The sequence below is a fragment of the Blastocatellia bacterium genome, assembly GCA_016713405.1.
Taxonomy (GTDB): domain Bacteria; phylum Acidobacteriota; class Blastocatellia; order Chloracidobacteriales; family JADJPF01; genus JADJPF01.
Window position 1 is genome coordinate 38,030 of the sequence record JADJPF010000012.1, and the last position, 14,980, is coordinate 53,009.

Annotated in this window: 16 protein-coding genes and 1 pseudogene; 11 read left to right on the forward strand and 6 right to left on the reverse strand. The window is 35.4% G+C overall.

Annotated features, from left to right (window positions below):
• Position 1 precedes the first annotated feature (1 nt).
• The 5 genes from IPK14_15795 to IPK14_15815 are packed head-to-tail and all read right to left on the reverse strand — an operon-like array spanning position 2 to position 4,074.
• Positions 2–172: a hypothetical protein gene (locus IPK14_15795; protein ID MBK7994783.1), complete on the reverse strand. Its 171-nt coding sequence runs from the start codon at positions 170–172 to the stop codon at positions 2–4.
• A 52-nt stretch (positions 173–224) separates the two neighbouring features.
• Complete coding sequence (locus tag IPK14_15800; protein ID MBK7994784.1) at positions 225–1,871, reverse strand: AarF/ABC1/UbiB kinase family protein; 1,647 nt, start codon at positions 1,869–1,871, stop codon at positions 225–227.
• A gap of 25 nt (positions 1,872–1,896) precedes the next feature.
• Positions 1,897–2,850 carry a bifunctional riboflavin kinase/FAD synthetase gene (locus IPK14_15805; GenBank protein MBK7994785.1) on the reverse strand — a complete coding sequence of 318 codons (954 nt, stop codon included), beginning with the start codon at positions 2,848–2,850 and terminating at the stop codon, positions 1,897–1,899.
• 10 nt (positions 2,851–2,860) lie between these two features.
• Entirely contained in the window at positions 2,861–3,583 is a 723-nt protein-coding gene (locus IPK14_15810) for an MBL fold metallo-hydrolase (GenBank protein ID MBK7994786.1), read from the reverse strand.
• Between the two features lie 41 nt (positions 3,584–3,624).
• Complete coding sequence (locus IPK14_15815) at positions 3,625–4,074, reverse strand: DUF1844 domain-containing protein (protein MBK7994787.1); 450 nt, start codon at positions 4,072–4,074, stop codon at positions 3,625–3,627.
• 171 nt (positions 4,075–4,245) lie between these two features.
• On the opposite strand from IPK14_15815, the gene IPK14_15820 reads away from it, so the two are divergent.
• The 5 genes from IPK14_15820 to IPK14_15840 are packed head-to-tail and all read left to right on the forward strand — an operon-like array spanning position 4,246 to position 7,657.
• Complete coding sequence (locus IPK14_15820) at positions 4,246–4,737, forward strand: 2-C-methyl-D-erythritol 2,4-cyclodiphosphate synthase (protein MBK7994788.1); 492 nt, start codon at positions 4,246–4,248, stop codon at positions 4,735–4,737.
• Positions 4,738–4,780: 43 nt separating this feature from the next.
• Positions 4,781–6,088 carry a thymidine phosphorylase gene (locus tag IPK14_15825; protein MBK7994789.1) on the forward strand — a complete coding sequence of 436 codons (1,308 nt, stop codon included), beginning with the start codon at positions 4,781–4,783 and terminating at the stop codon, positions 6,086–6,088.
• A gap of 19 nt (positions 6,089–6,107) precedes the next feature.
• Positions 6,108–6,635, forward strand: a complete 528-nt coding sequence (locus IPK14_15830; GenBank protein ID MBK7994790.1) for an LptE family protein — start codon at positions 6,108–6,110, stop codon at positions 6,633–6,635.
• A gap of 31 nt (positions 6,636–6,666) precedes the next feature.
• Entirely contained in the window at positions 6,667–7,464 is a 798-nt protein-coding gene (holA, locus tag IPK14_15835) for a DNA polymerase III subunit delta (GenBank protein ID MBK7994791.1), read from the forward strand.
• Entirely contained in the window at positions 7,454–7,657 is a 204-nt protein-coding gene (locus IPK14_15840; GenBank protein ID MBK7994792.1) for a hypothetical protein, read from the forward strand. The genes holA and IPK14_15840 overlap by 11 nt, the downstream gene beginning before the upstream one ends.
• Positions 7,658–7,782: 125 nt before the next feature.
• Here the strand turns inward: IPK14_15840 and IPK14_15845 are convergent, their stop codons facing one another.
• Complete coding sequence (locus IPK14_15845; protein MBK7994793.1) at positions 7,783–8,259, reverse strand: hypothetical protein; 477 nt, start codon at positions 8,257–8,259, stop codon at positions 7,783–7,785.
• A gap of 429 nt (positions 8,260–8,688) precedes the next feature.
• Between IPK14_15845 and IPK14_15850 the strand changes: the two genes are divergently transcribed.
• From IPK14_15850 to IPK14_15875, 6 genes and pseudogenes are all read left to right on the forward strand, one after another.
• Positions 8,689–9,870: an acetyl-CoA C-acetyltransferase gene (locus tag IPK14_15850; protein MBK7994794.1), complete on the forward strand. Its 1,182-nt coding sequence runs from the start codon at positions 8,689–8,691 to the stop codon at positions 9,868–9,870.
• Positions 9,871–9,946: 76 nt separating this feature from the next.
• Positions 9,947–10,843: a 3-hydroxybutyryl-CoA dehydrogenase gene (locus tag IPK14_15855; protein ID MBK7994795.1), complete on the forward strand. Its 897-nt coding sequence runs from the start codon at positions 9,947–9,949 to the stop codon at positions 10,841–10,843.
• A gap of 29 nt (positions 10,844–10,872) precedes the next feature.
• Complete coding sequence (locus IPK14_15860; protein ID MBK7994796.1) at positions 10,873–11,598, forward strand: enoyl-CoA hydratase/isomerase family protein; 726 nt, start codon at positions 10,873–10,875, stop codon at positions 11,596–11,598.
• A 66-nt stretch (positions 11,599–11,664) separates the two neighbouring features.
• Positions 11,665–12,935 (forward strand): annotated as a pseudogene (gene purD, locus IPK14_15865) (phosphoribosylamine--glycine ligase).
• Between the two features lie 216 nt (positions 12,936–13,151).
• Positions 13,152–13,886 carry a PspA/IM30 family protein gene (locus IPK14_15870; GenBank protein MBK7994797.1) on the forward strand — a complete coding sequence of 245 codons (735 nt, stop codon included), beginning with the start codon at positions 13,152–13,154 and terminating at the stop codon, positions 13,884–13,886.
• Positions 13,887–13,931: 45 nt separating this feature from the next.
• Positions 13,932–14,783, forward strand: a complete 852-nt coding sequence (locus IPK14_15875) for a hypothetical protein (GenBank protein MBK7994798.1) — start codon at positions 13,932–13,934, stop codon at positions 14,781–14,783.
• Positions 14,784–14,980 lie beyond the last annotated feature (197 nt).

The window sequence follows — 14,980 nt, forward strand, 5'->3', positions numbered from 1 at the left end:
GTTATTTAGGTTGGATGGAATAGTCACAAACACAATCAGCTAAGTAAGTTGGCCCTTCTGGGCCATAGCAACATCCTTTAGAACAAGCTTCTAAAATACCACCACAATCTTCACAATAATAAAAAGTTTCCCCACATTGAGGGCAAATGTCGGTTGTTGATAATGTTGCCATTGCTACCTCCACTGGCAATTTACTCCCCTAAAATTTATTTGGCAAGAGTTAATTATTGTTTTTTATTTTGATCTGTTGGAACTAAATAATGTTTAATTGCCATTTTAGCTAGCTTCCAGACTTTTTCCCAAGAAATTTTTCCATCTTCACCTTTTACTAATTTTCCTAACAATTTATCTCGTAAATTTTTTCCTTCTTGCTTAAGCATAAACTCTTTAGCATAAGGCTTAACGGTATCAAAAAAGCTAAAATTAGGATCAACTAAAATACCTATACCTTCTAAGGTTGTAAGCGCACGCATAACAAAAGTAAAGTGAGGAGGAATTGTTATAGGTAGTTGATAAATTGTTTCTGAAACAGCATAGGTTAATTCTTGGAATTTTAATTGTCCAATTTTCATTCCAACATAATGGGAAAAAACTTCTTCAATATGTTCTCTAAACTCTTCTGGATCAAAGCCTTCTTTTAAGAATTTAAGCTCAATTAGGTCTTCAACAATGCCGTGAACATCTCTTTCTACAATATGAAAGAAGGCATCTACTAGCTTAGACTGCATTTCTGGGGTTAAGCGTCCAACCATACCAAAATCAAAAAACGCTAGTCGTCCATCGGCCATTAAGCGTAAATTTCCTGGGTGTGGATCAGCATGAAAAAAGCCGTCTTCTAGTAATTGTTTTAAGTAAGTTCTAGAAATTAATTTTACTACTTCTAATGGTTCAACTTGTTGGGCTTTAATGGCGTGGGTGTCATTAACTTTTGTGCCATCAATAAATTCTTCTACAATAACTCGACGTGAGCTAAGTTCTTGATAAATTTCTGGGACGTAGATTTCCGGCCATTTAGCAAAGTTTTTACGAAAGACTTCGGCATTTTCTACTTCCTTAAAATAGTCCATTTCTTCAAAAAGGATTTCTGCAAACTCATCAATAATTCTAAGCCATTCAATACCAAAAGTTAGATGAGGGTGTTTAGCTTCCAAATAACGTACAGTTTGACGAAGTATAGCTAAATCTAAATTAACTATTTCTGCAAGGTTAGGACGTTGGACTTTAACAGCTACTTTTTCACCTGTTTTTAAGCGGGCGCGGTAGACTTGACCAAGGCTAGCTGCTGCTAAGGGTTCGTCATCAATGCTAGCAAAAATTTTTTCAGGATGTGCGCCTAATTCTTGCTCAATAATTGACCATGCTATTGGCTGTGGAAATGATGGAACTTGGTCTTGAAGGCGAGTTAACTCTTTTGTGTACTCTAAAGGTACAATATCGGGGCGGGTAGAAAGGGTTTGTCCAATTTTAATAAATGTTGGGCCAAAGCTAGCTAGTTTATCTGTTAACCAAGCGGCACGTTTTTTTTGTAGTTCTTCTAATGCAAGGTTGCGATTAGGATAAAAACGCTTTGCTAGGAAAAATACCAGTTTTTGCCAAAATCCTTCTATGTCTTTTTTTTCTTGACGGACTAAATTATCTAAATAAAGGCAAGTAGCAAAAATAAAAAAGAAATAAGCTAGTTGAAAAGTACGTAGCCAACCATCCCTACCATAATCACGAATAGTAGTATCAGGTAAATATTGTGCAGGAGGGGTAAGTGTTAAATTAGGTTCTTTTTCTAAATTATTGGAATTGTTAGGACTAATAGTTGTAGGAGCAAGTTTTTCCAGATTTTGTTGTGCTGCTGGTAGTTGGCGGGGTGATGTAGCCATATAAACTCCTCCAAAGATAACAAAACTAGACGAATTTTAACACCTTTCCTACTATTTGATGCTGAAAATACTTTTCAGCGCGGTTGGAATCTAAAGAGATTTGTTTTTTTAGTTCGTCTAAAGAAGCAAATTTTTTTTCTGCCCTAAGTCGATGTAAAAAACGCACTCTTAAAGTTTTACCATAAAGATCGCCATCAAAATTTAATATATGTGATTCTACTAAACGATCTTGTAAGTCCTTAAAAGTTGGGCGAATACCAACATTAGTAACACTACGTCGCCAAACACCCTCAATCAATGTAAGAGTAACATAGACTCCATTGGCCGGTAGTACGGCATTTTGTGGCATTAAGTTCGCGGTAGGAAATTGTATTTGGCGGCCAAGTTGACGACCTTCTAAAACAATTCCTTCTACTCCATAAGGTCGGCCTAGCATTCGGCGAGCTAAATTAACTTGTCCTGAAATTAAAAGACTACGTATTTTTGATGAGCTAATACGAATAGTTCTTAAAGATATTTCAGGCACTTCATCAGCAAAAAAATCAAAGCGATGACTAAATTCTTTTAATTTTTCAAAATTACCCTCTCGACCACGACCAAAAGCAAATCCTTGGCCTAAGTAAACTTCCTTGGCTTCTAGGCCTTGATAAAGTATTTTTCTAGTAAAATCTTCTGCACTAATAGAAGCTAGTTCACAGGTAAATTCCAGTACAACAAGCTGTTCTATACCTAATATTTCTAGTCCTTCGGCTTTTTGCTCAAAAGTATGTAGAAGTGGTGGTGCGCTTTGAGGATGAAGCACTGCACGGGGATCAGGAGAAAATGTTAAAACTGTTGGAACAAAACCTGTAGCTTTGGCCCTTTCAACAACAAGCTGCATAATTTTTTGATGACCTAAATGCAGTCCATCAAATATACCTAATGTAACAATGGTTGGTCGTTTTATCTCTATTTGATTTATTCCGTAAGCAATTTTCATAGTTTTCTGCTTAAAGCTCTACCTCTAAACCATCAAATGCTGGAGAAACATTTTCAGGTAGTTGACGGCTTAAAAGCGCGTGTTTCATATCATGAGAAATATGTGTTAGCAAAGCCTGTTTAGGTTTAAGCTGCTCAATATAACCTAATGTTTTTTCTAGATTTAAGTGTGTTGGATGTTCTCTATAACGTAGTGCATCAATAATTAATAAATCTAACTCCATTAAATTAGCTAAGGTTTCTTCTGGAATTAAATTGCAATCAGTAACATAGGCACAAGATTTTTCCATATTACTGATACGAAAAGCTGTTACAGGTAATCTTCCATGAATAACTTCTAATGATTCAATAGTCATACCAAAGAGAGAAAATTTCCCTTCAATAGTATGTGGAACTAATTGAGGAAGCCCTTGATACATACTAGGGCGAAAAATATAACTAAATACTTGCCGTATATCTCGCCAAGTACGTTCACTAGCAAAACAAGGAATAGCTTTATTAGTACGAAAATTAATTGGTCGAATATCATCTAAGCCAAAAACATGGTCAGCATGGCAATGAGTAATAAATATTGCATCTAAATCAGTTATATTATTTTTTAGAGCTTGTTGGCGAAAATCTGTAGAAGTATCAATTACTATTTTATGCTGGTTATTTTTAACCATAATTGATGCTCGTAGTCTTTTATCTTGTTCATCTATTGATAAACAAGTTTCACAACTACAACCAATCATTGGTACTCCTACAGAGGTACCTGTTCCGAGGAAAAGGATTTTCATACTTGTTTTTTCGCACTTTTAGACATTTGGTTAACTACACCAACGTATTCCATCCTAAGACGACTTACTAGGTCAGTTAACATCTTGTCTTCTTCTTCTGTTAAATTACCTTCAGTTTTTTCTTTTAGAACTGCAAGCATTTCAATAAAATGGCGAGCAGTTTCAATATCAATACCACCACGACCTAATTGAGGTGCGCCACCTAGATTCATAATAGCATTAGTAGCTAACATTTGGACTAGTTCAGCAAATTCTTGTGATGGTGCAGTAGGGACAGGACGGGTTTTAGTTTCTTGGCTAGGTTGGCTTTCTTTGTTTTCTGCCGATGGTGCGGGGGGGGTGGGTTTTTCCTCTATTGTTTCTGTTATTGGTTGACGTAGACTCCCATCAGGGTTAAACATTCGTCGATCTCTCACAGTAACTTCTGTATCTTGATTTTTACTCATAAAGAAAATCTGGCCTTCCTTAAAAAATCTAACAAATTAAAAATTTATAGTGCTGTTTTAGCTTTATTATGCTAGCACTAGCAAACAATAGTGACAACTAAAGAAATACTTCTATTTACCTGCATTTACGTCTATAAAAACTTAGCTTTAATAAGATAAAATGCCCAAATTATGAATAAACAAGTAAATTTTCGTGTTGGAACAGGCTATGATATTCATCGCCTAGGGCCAAATAGACCTCTAATAATGGCTGGAATTAAGATCGATTTTGAGCTTGGTTTAATAGGTCATTCAGATGCTGATGTGGTAAGTCATGCTATTTGTGATGCTTTGTTAGGTGCTGCTGCTTTAGGTGATATTGGAGAACATTTTCCAGATAATGATCCTAAATTTACTAATTTTACTAGCCTAAAATTCTTAGAATATGTAAATAAATTACTAGCAGAAAATAATTATAAAATAGCTAATATTGACTTAACTATTCATGCAGAACGTCCTAAATTACGTAACTTAAAAACTTTGATGTGTGAAAAGCTAGCCGAAACCTTAAAGCTTGATATATCAAAAATTAGCATTAAAGGAAAAACTAATGAAGGTCTAGACAGTATTGGGCGAGGTGAAGCTATCGCTGCTTCTGCAATTGCATTAATTTATCAGGAATAGAAATATAATTTGTCAAAAACTAAATTTTATTATTAGAGAAACAATGCCAAATACATTAGAAATAATTAGAAAAAAAAGAGATGCGTTAGAATTATCTGCTGAAGAAATTTCTTATTTTATTAAAGGCTATTTAAGCGAAGAAATAGCTGACTATCAAATGTCTGCGCTTTTAATGGCAATTTTTTTGCAAGGCTTTAGTGATACTGAAACACAAGCTTTGACAGAAGAAATGCTTTTTTCTGGCGAAGTTTTAGACTTTTCCTATCTATCTCAAGCTAAAGTAGATAAACATAGCACTGGCGGAGTAGGTGATAAAACATCTTTAGTAATTGCTCCAATAGTTGCTGCTGCTGGTCTTTGTGTTCCAATGATTTCTGGTCGCGCTCTAGGTCATACTGGAGGTACTTTAGATAAACTTGAATCTATTCCAGGTTTTAAGACTAATATTGCTCTAAAAGAGTTTAAGCAAATAATAGAAAAAATTGGTGCCGCTATTATTGGTCAAACAGATGAAATTGCTCCAGCAGACCGTAAGATTTACTCTTTACGTGATGTTACTGCTACGGTTGACTCTATCCCATTAATTACTGCTAGTGTAATGAGTAAAAAGCTAGCTGAAGGACTCGACGGCCTGCTACTAGATGTTAAATGTGGCAATGGTGCATTTATGCGGACAATAGAAGATGCACGGCGGTTAGCTCAAGTAATGGTAAATGTTGGTAAACAAATGAAAAAACGCACTACAGCCTTTATTACTGCTATGGATCAGCCTTTAGGATGGTCAGTAGGTAATTCTTTGGAAGTAATAGAAGCTATTGAAACTTTAAAAGGCTTAGGCGGTGAAGATTTTCGGCTTTTATGTCTTGAACTTGCTGCTAAGATGCTTCATTTAGGTAAAACATCTTTAGATATAGACGAATGTAGAAAACAAGTTCATAGCTTAATTAGTTCTGGAGCAGCTTTAGAAAAATTTGAACAAATGATAATTGCCCAAGGGGGAAATGCCAATGTAATAAATGATTTTTCTTTGCTTCCTCAAGCTAAAAACAGTGCAGAAGTTTTAGCAACAAAATCAGGTTATGTTACTAGTATTGATACATTAGCAATAGGTCATGCTACAATGCACCTAGGCGCAGGTCGTCGTCGGTTAGATTCAGAAATTGATATGGCTGTAGGGCTTAGAATTATTGCTAAAATAGGTGACTATGTAACAGAAGGCCAAAACTTATGCACCATTTATTATAATGATGAGAGCTTTTTAGCTACTACTCAAAAGCGGATAGAAAAAGCTTATAAAATTGGTGAAGAAAAAATAGTTACATCAGGGTTAGTAAAAGAAATTATTGAATAGGTAATATTTAGGTAATATTATGGAAAGAAGAAGTTTTTTAAGTTTACTACTATTTAGTTTGTGTGTAGGCGCGGGGCCTTGTGGATATGAACGTAGCGGACAAGGACGAGCCTTACCTGATCATATTAAAACTATTGCTATTGAAACTTTTCGTAATGAAAGTTTACGCTATAAAGTAGAGCAGCGTTTTACTGAAGCAATGATCACAGAATTGCTTCATAGAACAAGCCGTTTTAAGTTTACTAGTGATGTAAATAAAGCAGATGCAATAGTTTGCGGAAATATTCGTAACTTTGGTTTTAGACATGTTTTGCTAGATAACAATGGCCGAACTAGGGTTTTTGAAATTACAATTAATGCTGGTGTTGTAATTAAAGATCAAATTAATAATAAAGTTCTCTATGATAACCAAAGGCTGGTTTTTCGAGGTGAATATGAGCTTTCAGATGATCCAAACTCATTTTTTAATGAAGAAGATCCGGCTGTAACTCGCCTAGCACGAGATTTTGCTAAAAGTGTTTTAACTACTGTAATGGAAGGTTTTTAATATTTTCTATTGATTTCTAAGGTAAAAACTTTTGAAATTAGACGAACTAGTAACACAACTTAAAACAGGCAAAATAGCACCTCTTTACTTACTTAGAGGAACAGAAAAGTATTTACATCAAGAAGCCATTAAAGCCTTTCAAAATACGCTTGATGAAAGCACTTTAATGTTTAACTGGGCTGAATATTCTGTTGCTAGCCAAGGAATTAATGTTGTACTTACAACAGCCTCAGAATATGCAATTTTTGGTGGTCGGCGTATTGTAATTGCTCGTGATTTTGAAAAAGTTAGCGAAGAAGAACTGGAAAAACTAAAAGACTACTTAAAAAATCCTCAACCAACTACTAGCCTAATTTTTCAAGCCGAGGAACTAGATAAACGTCGTAGTATTTCTACTGCACTGGTAAAAGCTTGTCAAACAGTTGACCTAAATTCTTTTAATGAGCGTGAAGCAGTGGATTGGGTGATGAATTATCTTCGTCAGCATAAATATCAAATTACCCAACTAAATGCTGGTTTACTTATTGGAATAGCAGGAACAGACCTTTTTACCTTAAAAAACGAGTTAGAAAAGCTAATGGCATATTTAGGTAAGCCAGGGTTGATTTCCTCTCAAGATATTGAAGTACTTGTACCACGTGCTAAAGAACACAGTAATTTTGAGTTAGGTGATGCTATTATTGCTGCTGATACTAAAGCAGTTTTAAGATTATTAACACGTCAGCTAGCTGATCAGGCAGAGCCAATTTTACTTTTAGCTATAATTTCTAGAACATTTCGGCAAATGTTGATTGCATTAGAGTTAATGGAAAAAAAAAGTGTCTGCTGATGAAATTGCTCGCACAGCAGGCATTCCACCTTTTCGTATTACAGATTTTTTAGGCAAAGTCCGACGTTGGGATAAAAATAAAGTTACTTATGCTGTAAAAAAAATGTCTACAATAGATAACGCCTTAAAAAGTTCCTTAGCTAAACCATCCTTACAGCTAGAATTTTTACTGTGTGAAATAATGGGAAGGTGACTAGCAATCCTAGAGATGTTAATACAGTGTATTTGGTTTATGCTCTAGTAATTTTAGAAAACCCAAGCTATTAGCTTGGGTTTTTAATTTTGATTTAAGTTGGACTGTTTAGATTTAAAGAATTTTTATTGTCTCTCAGCAGTACCAGAAACTACAGCACCTGGAACACCACCAATTAAGGTTAATTTCATTTCTCTACGTTTATCAGATAAGACATAGAAAAAAGTATCAGTTCGACCCGCAGGGCCAGTAATAGCATCTACAACTTGACAAACTAATTTACCTGTTCCATTAGATGTAACATCAGCTACTTGACAGGTAAAAGTACCACCAGGAATAGGGCCAACTCCACTAACTACCAAAGTTCTTGAGCCTGTAACAGATTGACCAGAGATATCAAATTGTCCAACTATTGAAATTGTAGACAAAGTTGAATTTGTTCCAGGAACAACACCATTAAGTTGTAAAGCATAGCCTCCTGGTAAAGGATTACTGCTTTGTGCTTCTGTTTTTAACAGTGAACTACCAAATCCAGAAATAAGTAAAAAAGAAAATACTAAAGCAATAAATAACATTGCAGAAAACTTATAAATTTTTGACATTTTACTCTCCAAAATCCTTAATTAAAATAAGATTACCAGAACTTATAAATCTAAAGATAAGTAAGTTCTTATAGGCAAATTGTACTAGCTGATTTAATTAGTTTCAACCAACTAAAGAAGGTTGTTAGAAAACAACAAATCAACTAATAAGTGTATAGGCTAAATACACCACAAACTTAAATAAGCCTTAAGCTTTGACAAAATATTTTGGGGCGATATTAATTTTTATAAAACTTGAATTATGTTTTAAGTAAACCATATTCGTTTAATTTATATTTCTCACCAAATGACGCGCAAAAATTAGCGATTTTCTATCATAGCAGTCGGAATAAAAATTATATGGCCCTAGGATTACTCTGCTGAATTGACCGCAGAGATAAGTTTTGATAAGTTGAGCTTTTAAACCTATTTATCTTAGGAGTATATAACATGTCATCAAAAGAAATTTTTTTAGTTAATGGGGCCAGAACCCCAATGGGAGAATATAACGGAGTATTAAAGGACTTTACTGCCAATGAATTAGGAGCTATAGCTGCTCGTGCTGCACTTGAAAGAAGTGGAGTTGGAGCCGATAAAATTGATCAAACTATTTTTGGTAATGCCTCACAAACCTCAGCCGATGCAATTTATGGAGCTAGACACGTAGCCTTAAAAGCAGGCGTTCCAATTGATCGCCCAGCTTTAACCGTCAATCGTCTCTGTGGATCAGGTATTCAATCTTTAATTAGTGCTGCCCAACAAATCTTATTAGATGAAGCTAGCGTTGTGCTAGCAGGCGGTATGGAATCAATGTCACAAGCTCCTTATGTTTTACGTGGTGCGCGTACAGGCTACCGCTTAGGTCATGCTCAATTAGAAGATTCACTAATGGCTTCATTGATGGATTCTTACTGCGGGCTTTATATGGCACAAACAGCAGAAAAACTAGCTCGTAAATATGAAATTTCCCGCGAACAACAAGACGCATTTGCTCTACTTAGCCAACAACGCGCTGTAGCTTCAATTGAAAAATTAAAAGAAGAAATGGTAGCTGTTGAAGTTAAAAGTAAAAAAGGTGTAGAGCTTTTTGCTAAGGATGATCATATAAAACCAGACACTACGTTAGAAGTACTAACTAAACTAAAACCAGCTTTTGGTAAAGATGGTTTTGTAACAGGCGGTAATGCTTCAGGTATTGTTGATGGAGCAGCAGCAATTATTGTTGCAAATGGCGAAACTATTAAAGAACAAGAACTTAAACCAATGGGAAAAATAATTTCATGGGCCGTTTGTGGTGTTGAGCCAGATATTATGGGCATTGGCCCTGTTCCAGCTTGTCAAGCTGCTCTAAAGAAAGCAAATTTGAAGCTATCAGACATTGACTTAGTAGAAGTTAATGAGGCTTTTGCTGCTCAATACTTAGCTGTAGAAAAAGTTTTAGAACTAGATAGAGAGCGTACTAATGTTAACGGCGGTGCTATTGCTTTAGGACATCCACTAGGAGCTTCTGGAACAAGACTAGTTTTAACCTTGCTTCATGAACTACGTCGCCGTAATGCTAAATATGGTATGGCTTCGGCCTGTATTGGTGGCGGTCAAGGAATTGCAATGATTATTGAGTCTATAAAATAACTTAAAAGGCACAACTAAAAATTGTGCCTTTTTTAATTCTATTCAAATTTTTAGTTAAATTTTTAGGAGGAAAAAGATTTACATGGAGATTAAAAAAGTTGGCGTTATTGGCTGCGGTCTAATGGGATCAGGTATTGCCCAAGTTTCTGCTGTTGCAGGTTATGAAGTTGTAATTTGTGAAGTTAGCCAAGAATTCCTAGATAAAGGTGTAAAAGGGATTCAAGGCTCTTTAGCTAAATTAGTTGAAAAAGGCAAACTTTCTGATGAAGATAGAAATGCTACTCTAGCTCGCTTACATACTACTACTAGTTTAGATGATTTGGCTGATTGCAATTTAATCATTGAAGCCATTGTAGAAAACAAAAAAACTAAACAAGAAGCCTATATAAAGCTAGATCAAATTTGTCCACCAGATACTATCTTAGCTTCTAATACTTCATCACTTTCTATTACAGAATTAATGGTTGCTGTTAGCCCAGCCCGCCAAAAACGCTTTGTTGGACTACATTTCTTTAATCCAGTTCCACTAATGAAACTACTTGAAGCTGTTCGCACCATTGTAACAGATGAAGGTGCTTTTGCTGCTGTTTGTGAATATGGTCAAAAAGTTGGTAAAACCGTAGTTCAAACTAGAGATAGTAGCGGTTTTATTGTCAATCGTTTGCTAGTTCCATACCTACTTGATGCTATTCGTGGATTAGAAGAAGGCATTGGATCTATTGAAGATATTGATAAAGGTATGATGCTAGGCTGTGGACACCCTATGGGGCCACTTACTTTGCTAGATTTTGTTGGATTAGATACTACTTATTATATTGCAGAAATTATGTTTGAAGAATTTCGTGAAAAACGCTTTGCTGCTCCAGCACTACTAAAACGTATGGTGTTGGCTGGAATGAATGGACGTAAATCAGGACGTGGATTTTATGATTATTCTGATCCAAAAAATCCTAAACCAATGAAATTAACCTAATTAACCTAATTTGTTCAGTGATGGTTAGCATGACAACAGAGTTTAAAAATATTTCTTACCAAAATAACAATTCTATTGGCTTAATTATACTTAAGCAGGCAACAATGCTTAATCATCTTAATTTTGCTACTATCACTGAACTAAAACAAGCTTTTACTTTGTCCAAAGAAGATAAAACAGTTAAAGTCATTATATTAGCAAGTGGCGTTGACCAAGTTTTTATTGATGATATAGATAGCACAGAACTCTTGCCTTTAAGCCCACAACAAGCGCAAATTTATTCCCAACAAGGCCAAGAACTAACCCTACTAATTGAACAATTGGGAAAACCTACAATAGCTTCTATTAATGGTTTAACAACTGGTGCTGGTTTAGAACTAGCTGTAGCTTGTAGTTTAAGAATCACATCCGATAATGCTTTATTTGGAATGCCAGCTATAAAAGAGCGACGAATAGGGGCTTTTGGCACTAGCCGACGTTTAGCACAATTAATAGGTGTAGGACGCAGTCTAGAAATGTTACTAACTGCTGAGTTAATTAATGCTCAAAAGGCTTATGAAATAGGCTTAGTTAATCAAATAACTACTTTAAATGAATTAGCGAATATGACACAGGCTTTAGCACAAAAGATTTCAAATCATTGTCCAATAACAGTAAAATACTTGCTAGAGTCATTTTTCAATGGTTTAGAAATGCCACAACAAGAAGCTTTATTTTTAGAATCTACTTTGTTTGGACTATGTAATACTAAATAATAAAAATAACTCTTCTTTTTTCTTATATTTAAAGTTTACTAGAATTCAGATTATAAAAATTAATTTATGAAAATATTAGTAATAGGATCAGGTGGCCGTGAACACGCCTTAGTTTGGAAGTTATCAGAAAGTCCACAGGTAGAAAAATCTATGCTACACCGGGTAATGCTGGAATTAGCCAGCTAGCCGAATGTGTAACGGCAGAAAATAATAGCCCAATTGCTTTGGCAGAACTAGCAGCACGGCTTGAAGTAGACTTAACAATAGTTGGCCCGGAAGCCCATCTTGTTGCTGGAGTTGTAGATGCTTTTAATCGTCGTCAACTTGCCATTGTTGGCCCTACTCGTGCAGCAGCAGCCCTGGAAGGCAGCAAAATTTTTGCTAAAGATTTTATGTCCCGTCATCACCTACCTACAGCCGCTTTTACTATTTGTGAAAGCCCAGAATCAGCTTATGACATTATTTCTTCTAAAATTTATGGTTATCCAGTTGTCTTAAAAGCTGATGGAATTGCAGCAGGAAAAGGTGTTGTAGTTGCAAAAGATGAACTTGAGGCCCATCAAGCAATCCAAGAAATGATGGTAGAAAAACGTCTTGGTGAAGCAGGTAGCCGGCTAGTTATAGAGGAATTTCTAGAAGGAAAAGAAACTTCCTTACTTGTCTTTAGCGATGGCAAACAAGTAATAGCTATGCCTCCAGCACAAGACTATAAAAACGTTTTTGATAATAACCAAGGCCCAAATACCGGTGGAATGGGAGCTTTTTCAACCCCTGGACTACTTGATAAAGCTCTAAAAGAAAAATTAGTAAAAGAACTTGCAGAAAAAACTATTACTGCTATGGCACAGGAAGGAACACTTTTTAAGGGAATACTCTATCTAGGGTTAATGTTTACAGAAAATGGAGTAAAAATCTTAGAATATAATGTGCGTTTTGGAGATCCAGAGGCACAAGTTATTTTAGCTAGACTAGATAGCGATTTACTAGATATTTTCTTAGGCATAGCTAACGGAGATTTAAGTACAGTAAAAGTTTCCTGGAGTGATATGTCTGCCGTATGTGTAATAATGGCTGTACAAGGTTATCCTTCTCAATGCCAAGTGGGACAAGTAATTACAGGTTTAGAAGATGTAGAAAAAGAGGAAAATATAAAAGTTTTCCATGCTGGTACAAAATATAATGATTCTGGACAAGTAATTACTAGTAGTGGAAGAGTATTAGGAGTAATGGCTCGGCAATTTTCTTTAGAAGCAGCCAGACAACAAGCCTATCAAGGGATTAAACTAATTAATTTTGAAGGGCAACATTATAGAAAAGACATTGCATTGTTAAGATAAACTAAGATAAATAATGGAACAGAGTTTTTATTATTGACGTTTAGTAGGCGGCAATCGGAAATTAATAAAAAATCATCGTAGTGTTAAATAGTTTGAGTAGTAGCTTATCAATAAGTTGTGGTAAACTGATGCCAAATTCTATTATCTTTAATCGCTTGGCAAAAATTTTAATTATTTGAATCGTCTAACCATGCGAGGTTTAACTTAGGAGGAACAATGTGGGAAAGAGTTAAGCGGCTTTTCCGTTCTATTTTTGGTGGTATTATTGATCGAGCAGAAGATCCAGAATTAATCCTGCAACAAGTAATCCGCGATATGCGAGACAAAATACCACAAATGAATAATAATGTTGCTCAAGTAATGGCAACAGAAAAAATTATAGATAAACAAGTTACTCAATTAGAACGTGAAGTAGTAGAACTAGATAGCAAAATTAAAGCCGCAATCAAGATGGGGCGGGATGATATTGCTACTAACTATCTTAGTATTATGCAAGAAAAGCAATCTTCCCTTACCTCTGCTAGAGAGCAACTAGAAACTGCTAAGCGTGCATCCCAACAAGCACTTAAGTTTCGTGACAATTACATGTTAGAAATGAAAAAGCGTCAAGCAGAAGCTATGCAGCTAATTAATGAAAATAAGCGAGCCAAAATGCAGGAAGAAATTGCTGGTATGATGACTTCCTTCCAGGTTGGCGATTCTGCTGGCACATTTGATGATATGCGCAATAAAATCTCTGAACGCGAAGCTAAAGCCCGCGCTAAGATGGAACTTGCTAGTTCTAGTGTTGATTCTCAAATGCAGGAAATTGAAAAAGAAGCTAGAAATATTGAAGCCCAAGACGCACTACTTGCTTATAAACGACAAATGGGGCTTGTTAGTGAAGGCCCTAGCCCTGGAATGGGTGAAACTAATGCTGCTCCTCCACAAAGAGCGAAAATGCTAGAGTAATTGCTTAAGTATTGATTTTTAGATTAGGGATTGGCGGCGGGCAATATGAAAGATAAACTTAGCTATCTAAAAGAAGCATTAAAAGAACCTCTTAATATTTGGTCTATGGTTGGTTTTACTGCCGCCGCTGCTTATACCCAAAGTCCAATCCCTTTAGCTATGGGTGCTTTATTAGAAGTAGGTTACTTAGCCGTAATTCCAGCTAGTAACCTTTACCGTCGTGTTGTTGAAACTCGTGAAGCACGTCGCTTAAGAGAACAACGCGAAAGATTACGAGAAGAATTAATTAAAACCTTTGAACCCCGTGAACGTGAAGCAGTTGAATATTTGCGTTGGATGAGAACACAGATTTGTGCTAACTACAAAAAGTTTACTCATGCCAAAGATGTTCCTATACATATTGAGCAAAATCTTCAAATTGCATGGGAATCTTTTGTAGATTTGTTAGATATGTATCGTCGACGTAAAAACCACTTACACACCATTAATCGTCAAATAATCCAAAATCAAATAATGCAAATAGAGCGACAACTTCAACAAGCCGATGCTCCAACAAGACATTTGCAAGAACGTAACTTAGATATTTTACGACAACGCCTAAAAACCTTTGATGATATTGAAAAAAGTGTTAAACGAGTAGAAGCACAACTACAATCTATTGAAAACTTCTTTGGCCTAGTCAATGACCAAGTAGTAACAATGCCTACTCCAGAACATATTGCTTCTTTAGATTTTGATTCGCTTTTATCAGGAATTGAAATGACTAAAGAGTTTTTAGAAGAAACTTCCCCTATGTTAGGTTCTTTTGATGGCTCCTTAGAACGTAGTTCCATAGGAATTAGTGAAACAAACTATAATGCACCAATGCGCCAGCCTATAAAACAAACAGAAAGATAGAATTTTTCTAATAAGCTTTTAGTTTTAGATTAGGTAAGAATTTGTAGCTTCCTTGCTAAGAAGTTTTCTACTTTCCGATCAGAAAATCCTCAAAAATCTGCTTTTAACTAATTTCTGCTAATAATTTTCTATTACTAAATCTTAATGCTTTCTACTAATTAGAAAGTAGTATAAACTAGGTATCTGTCAACAGCTTT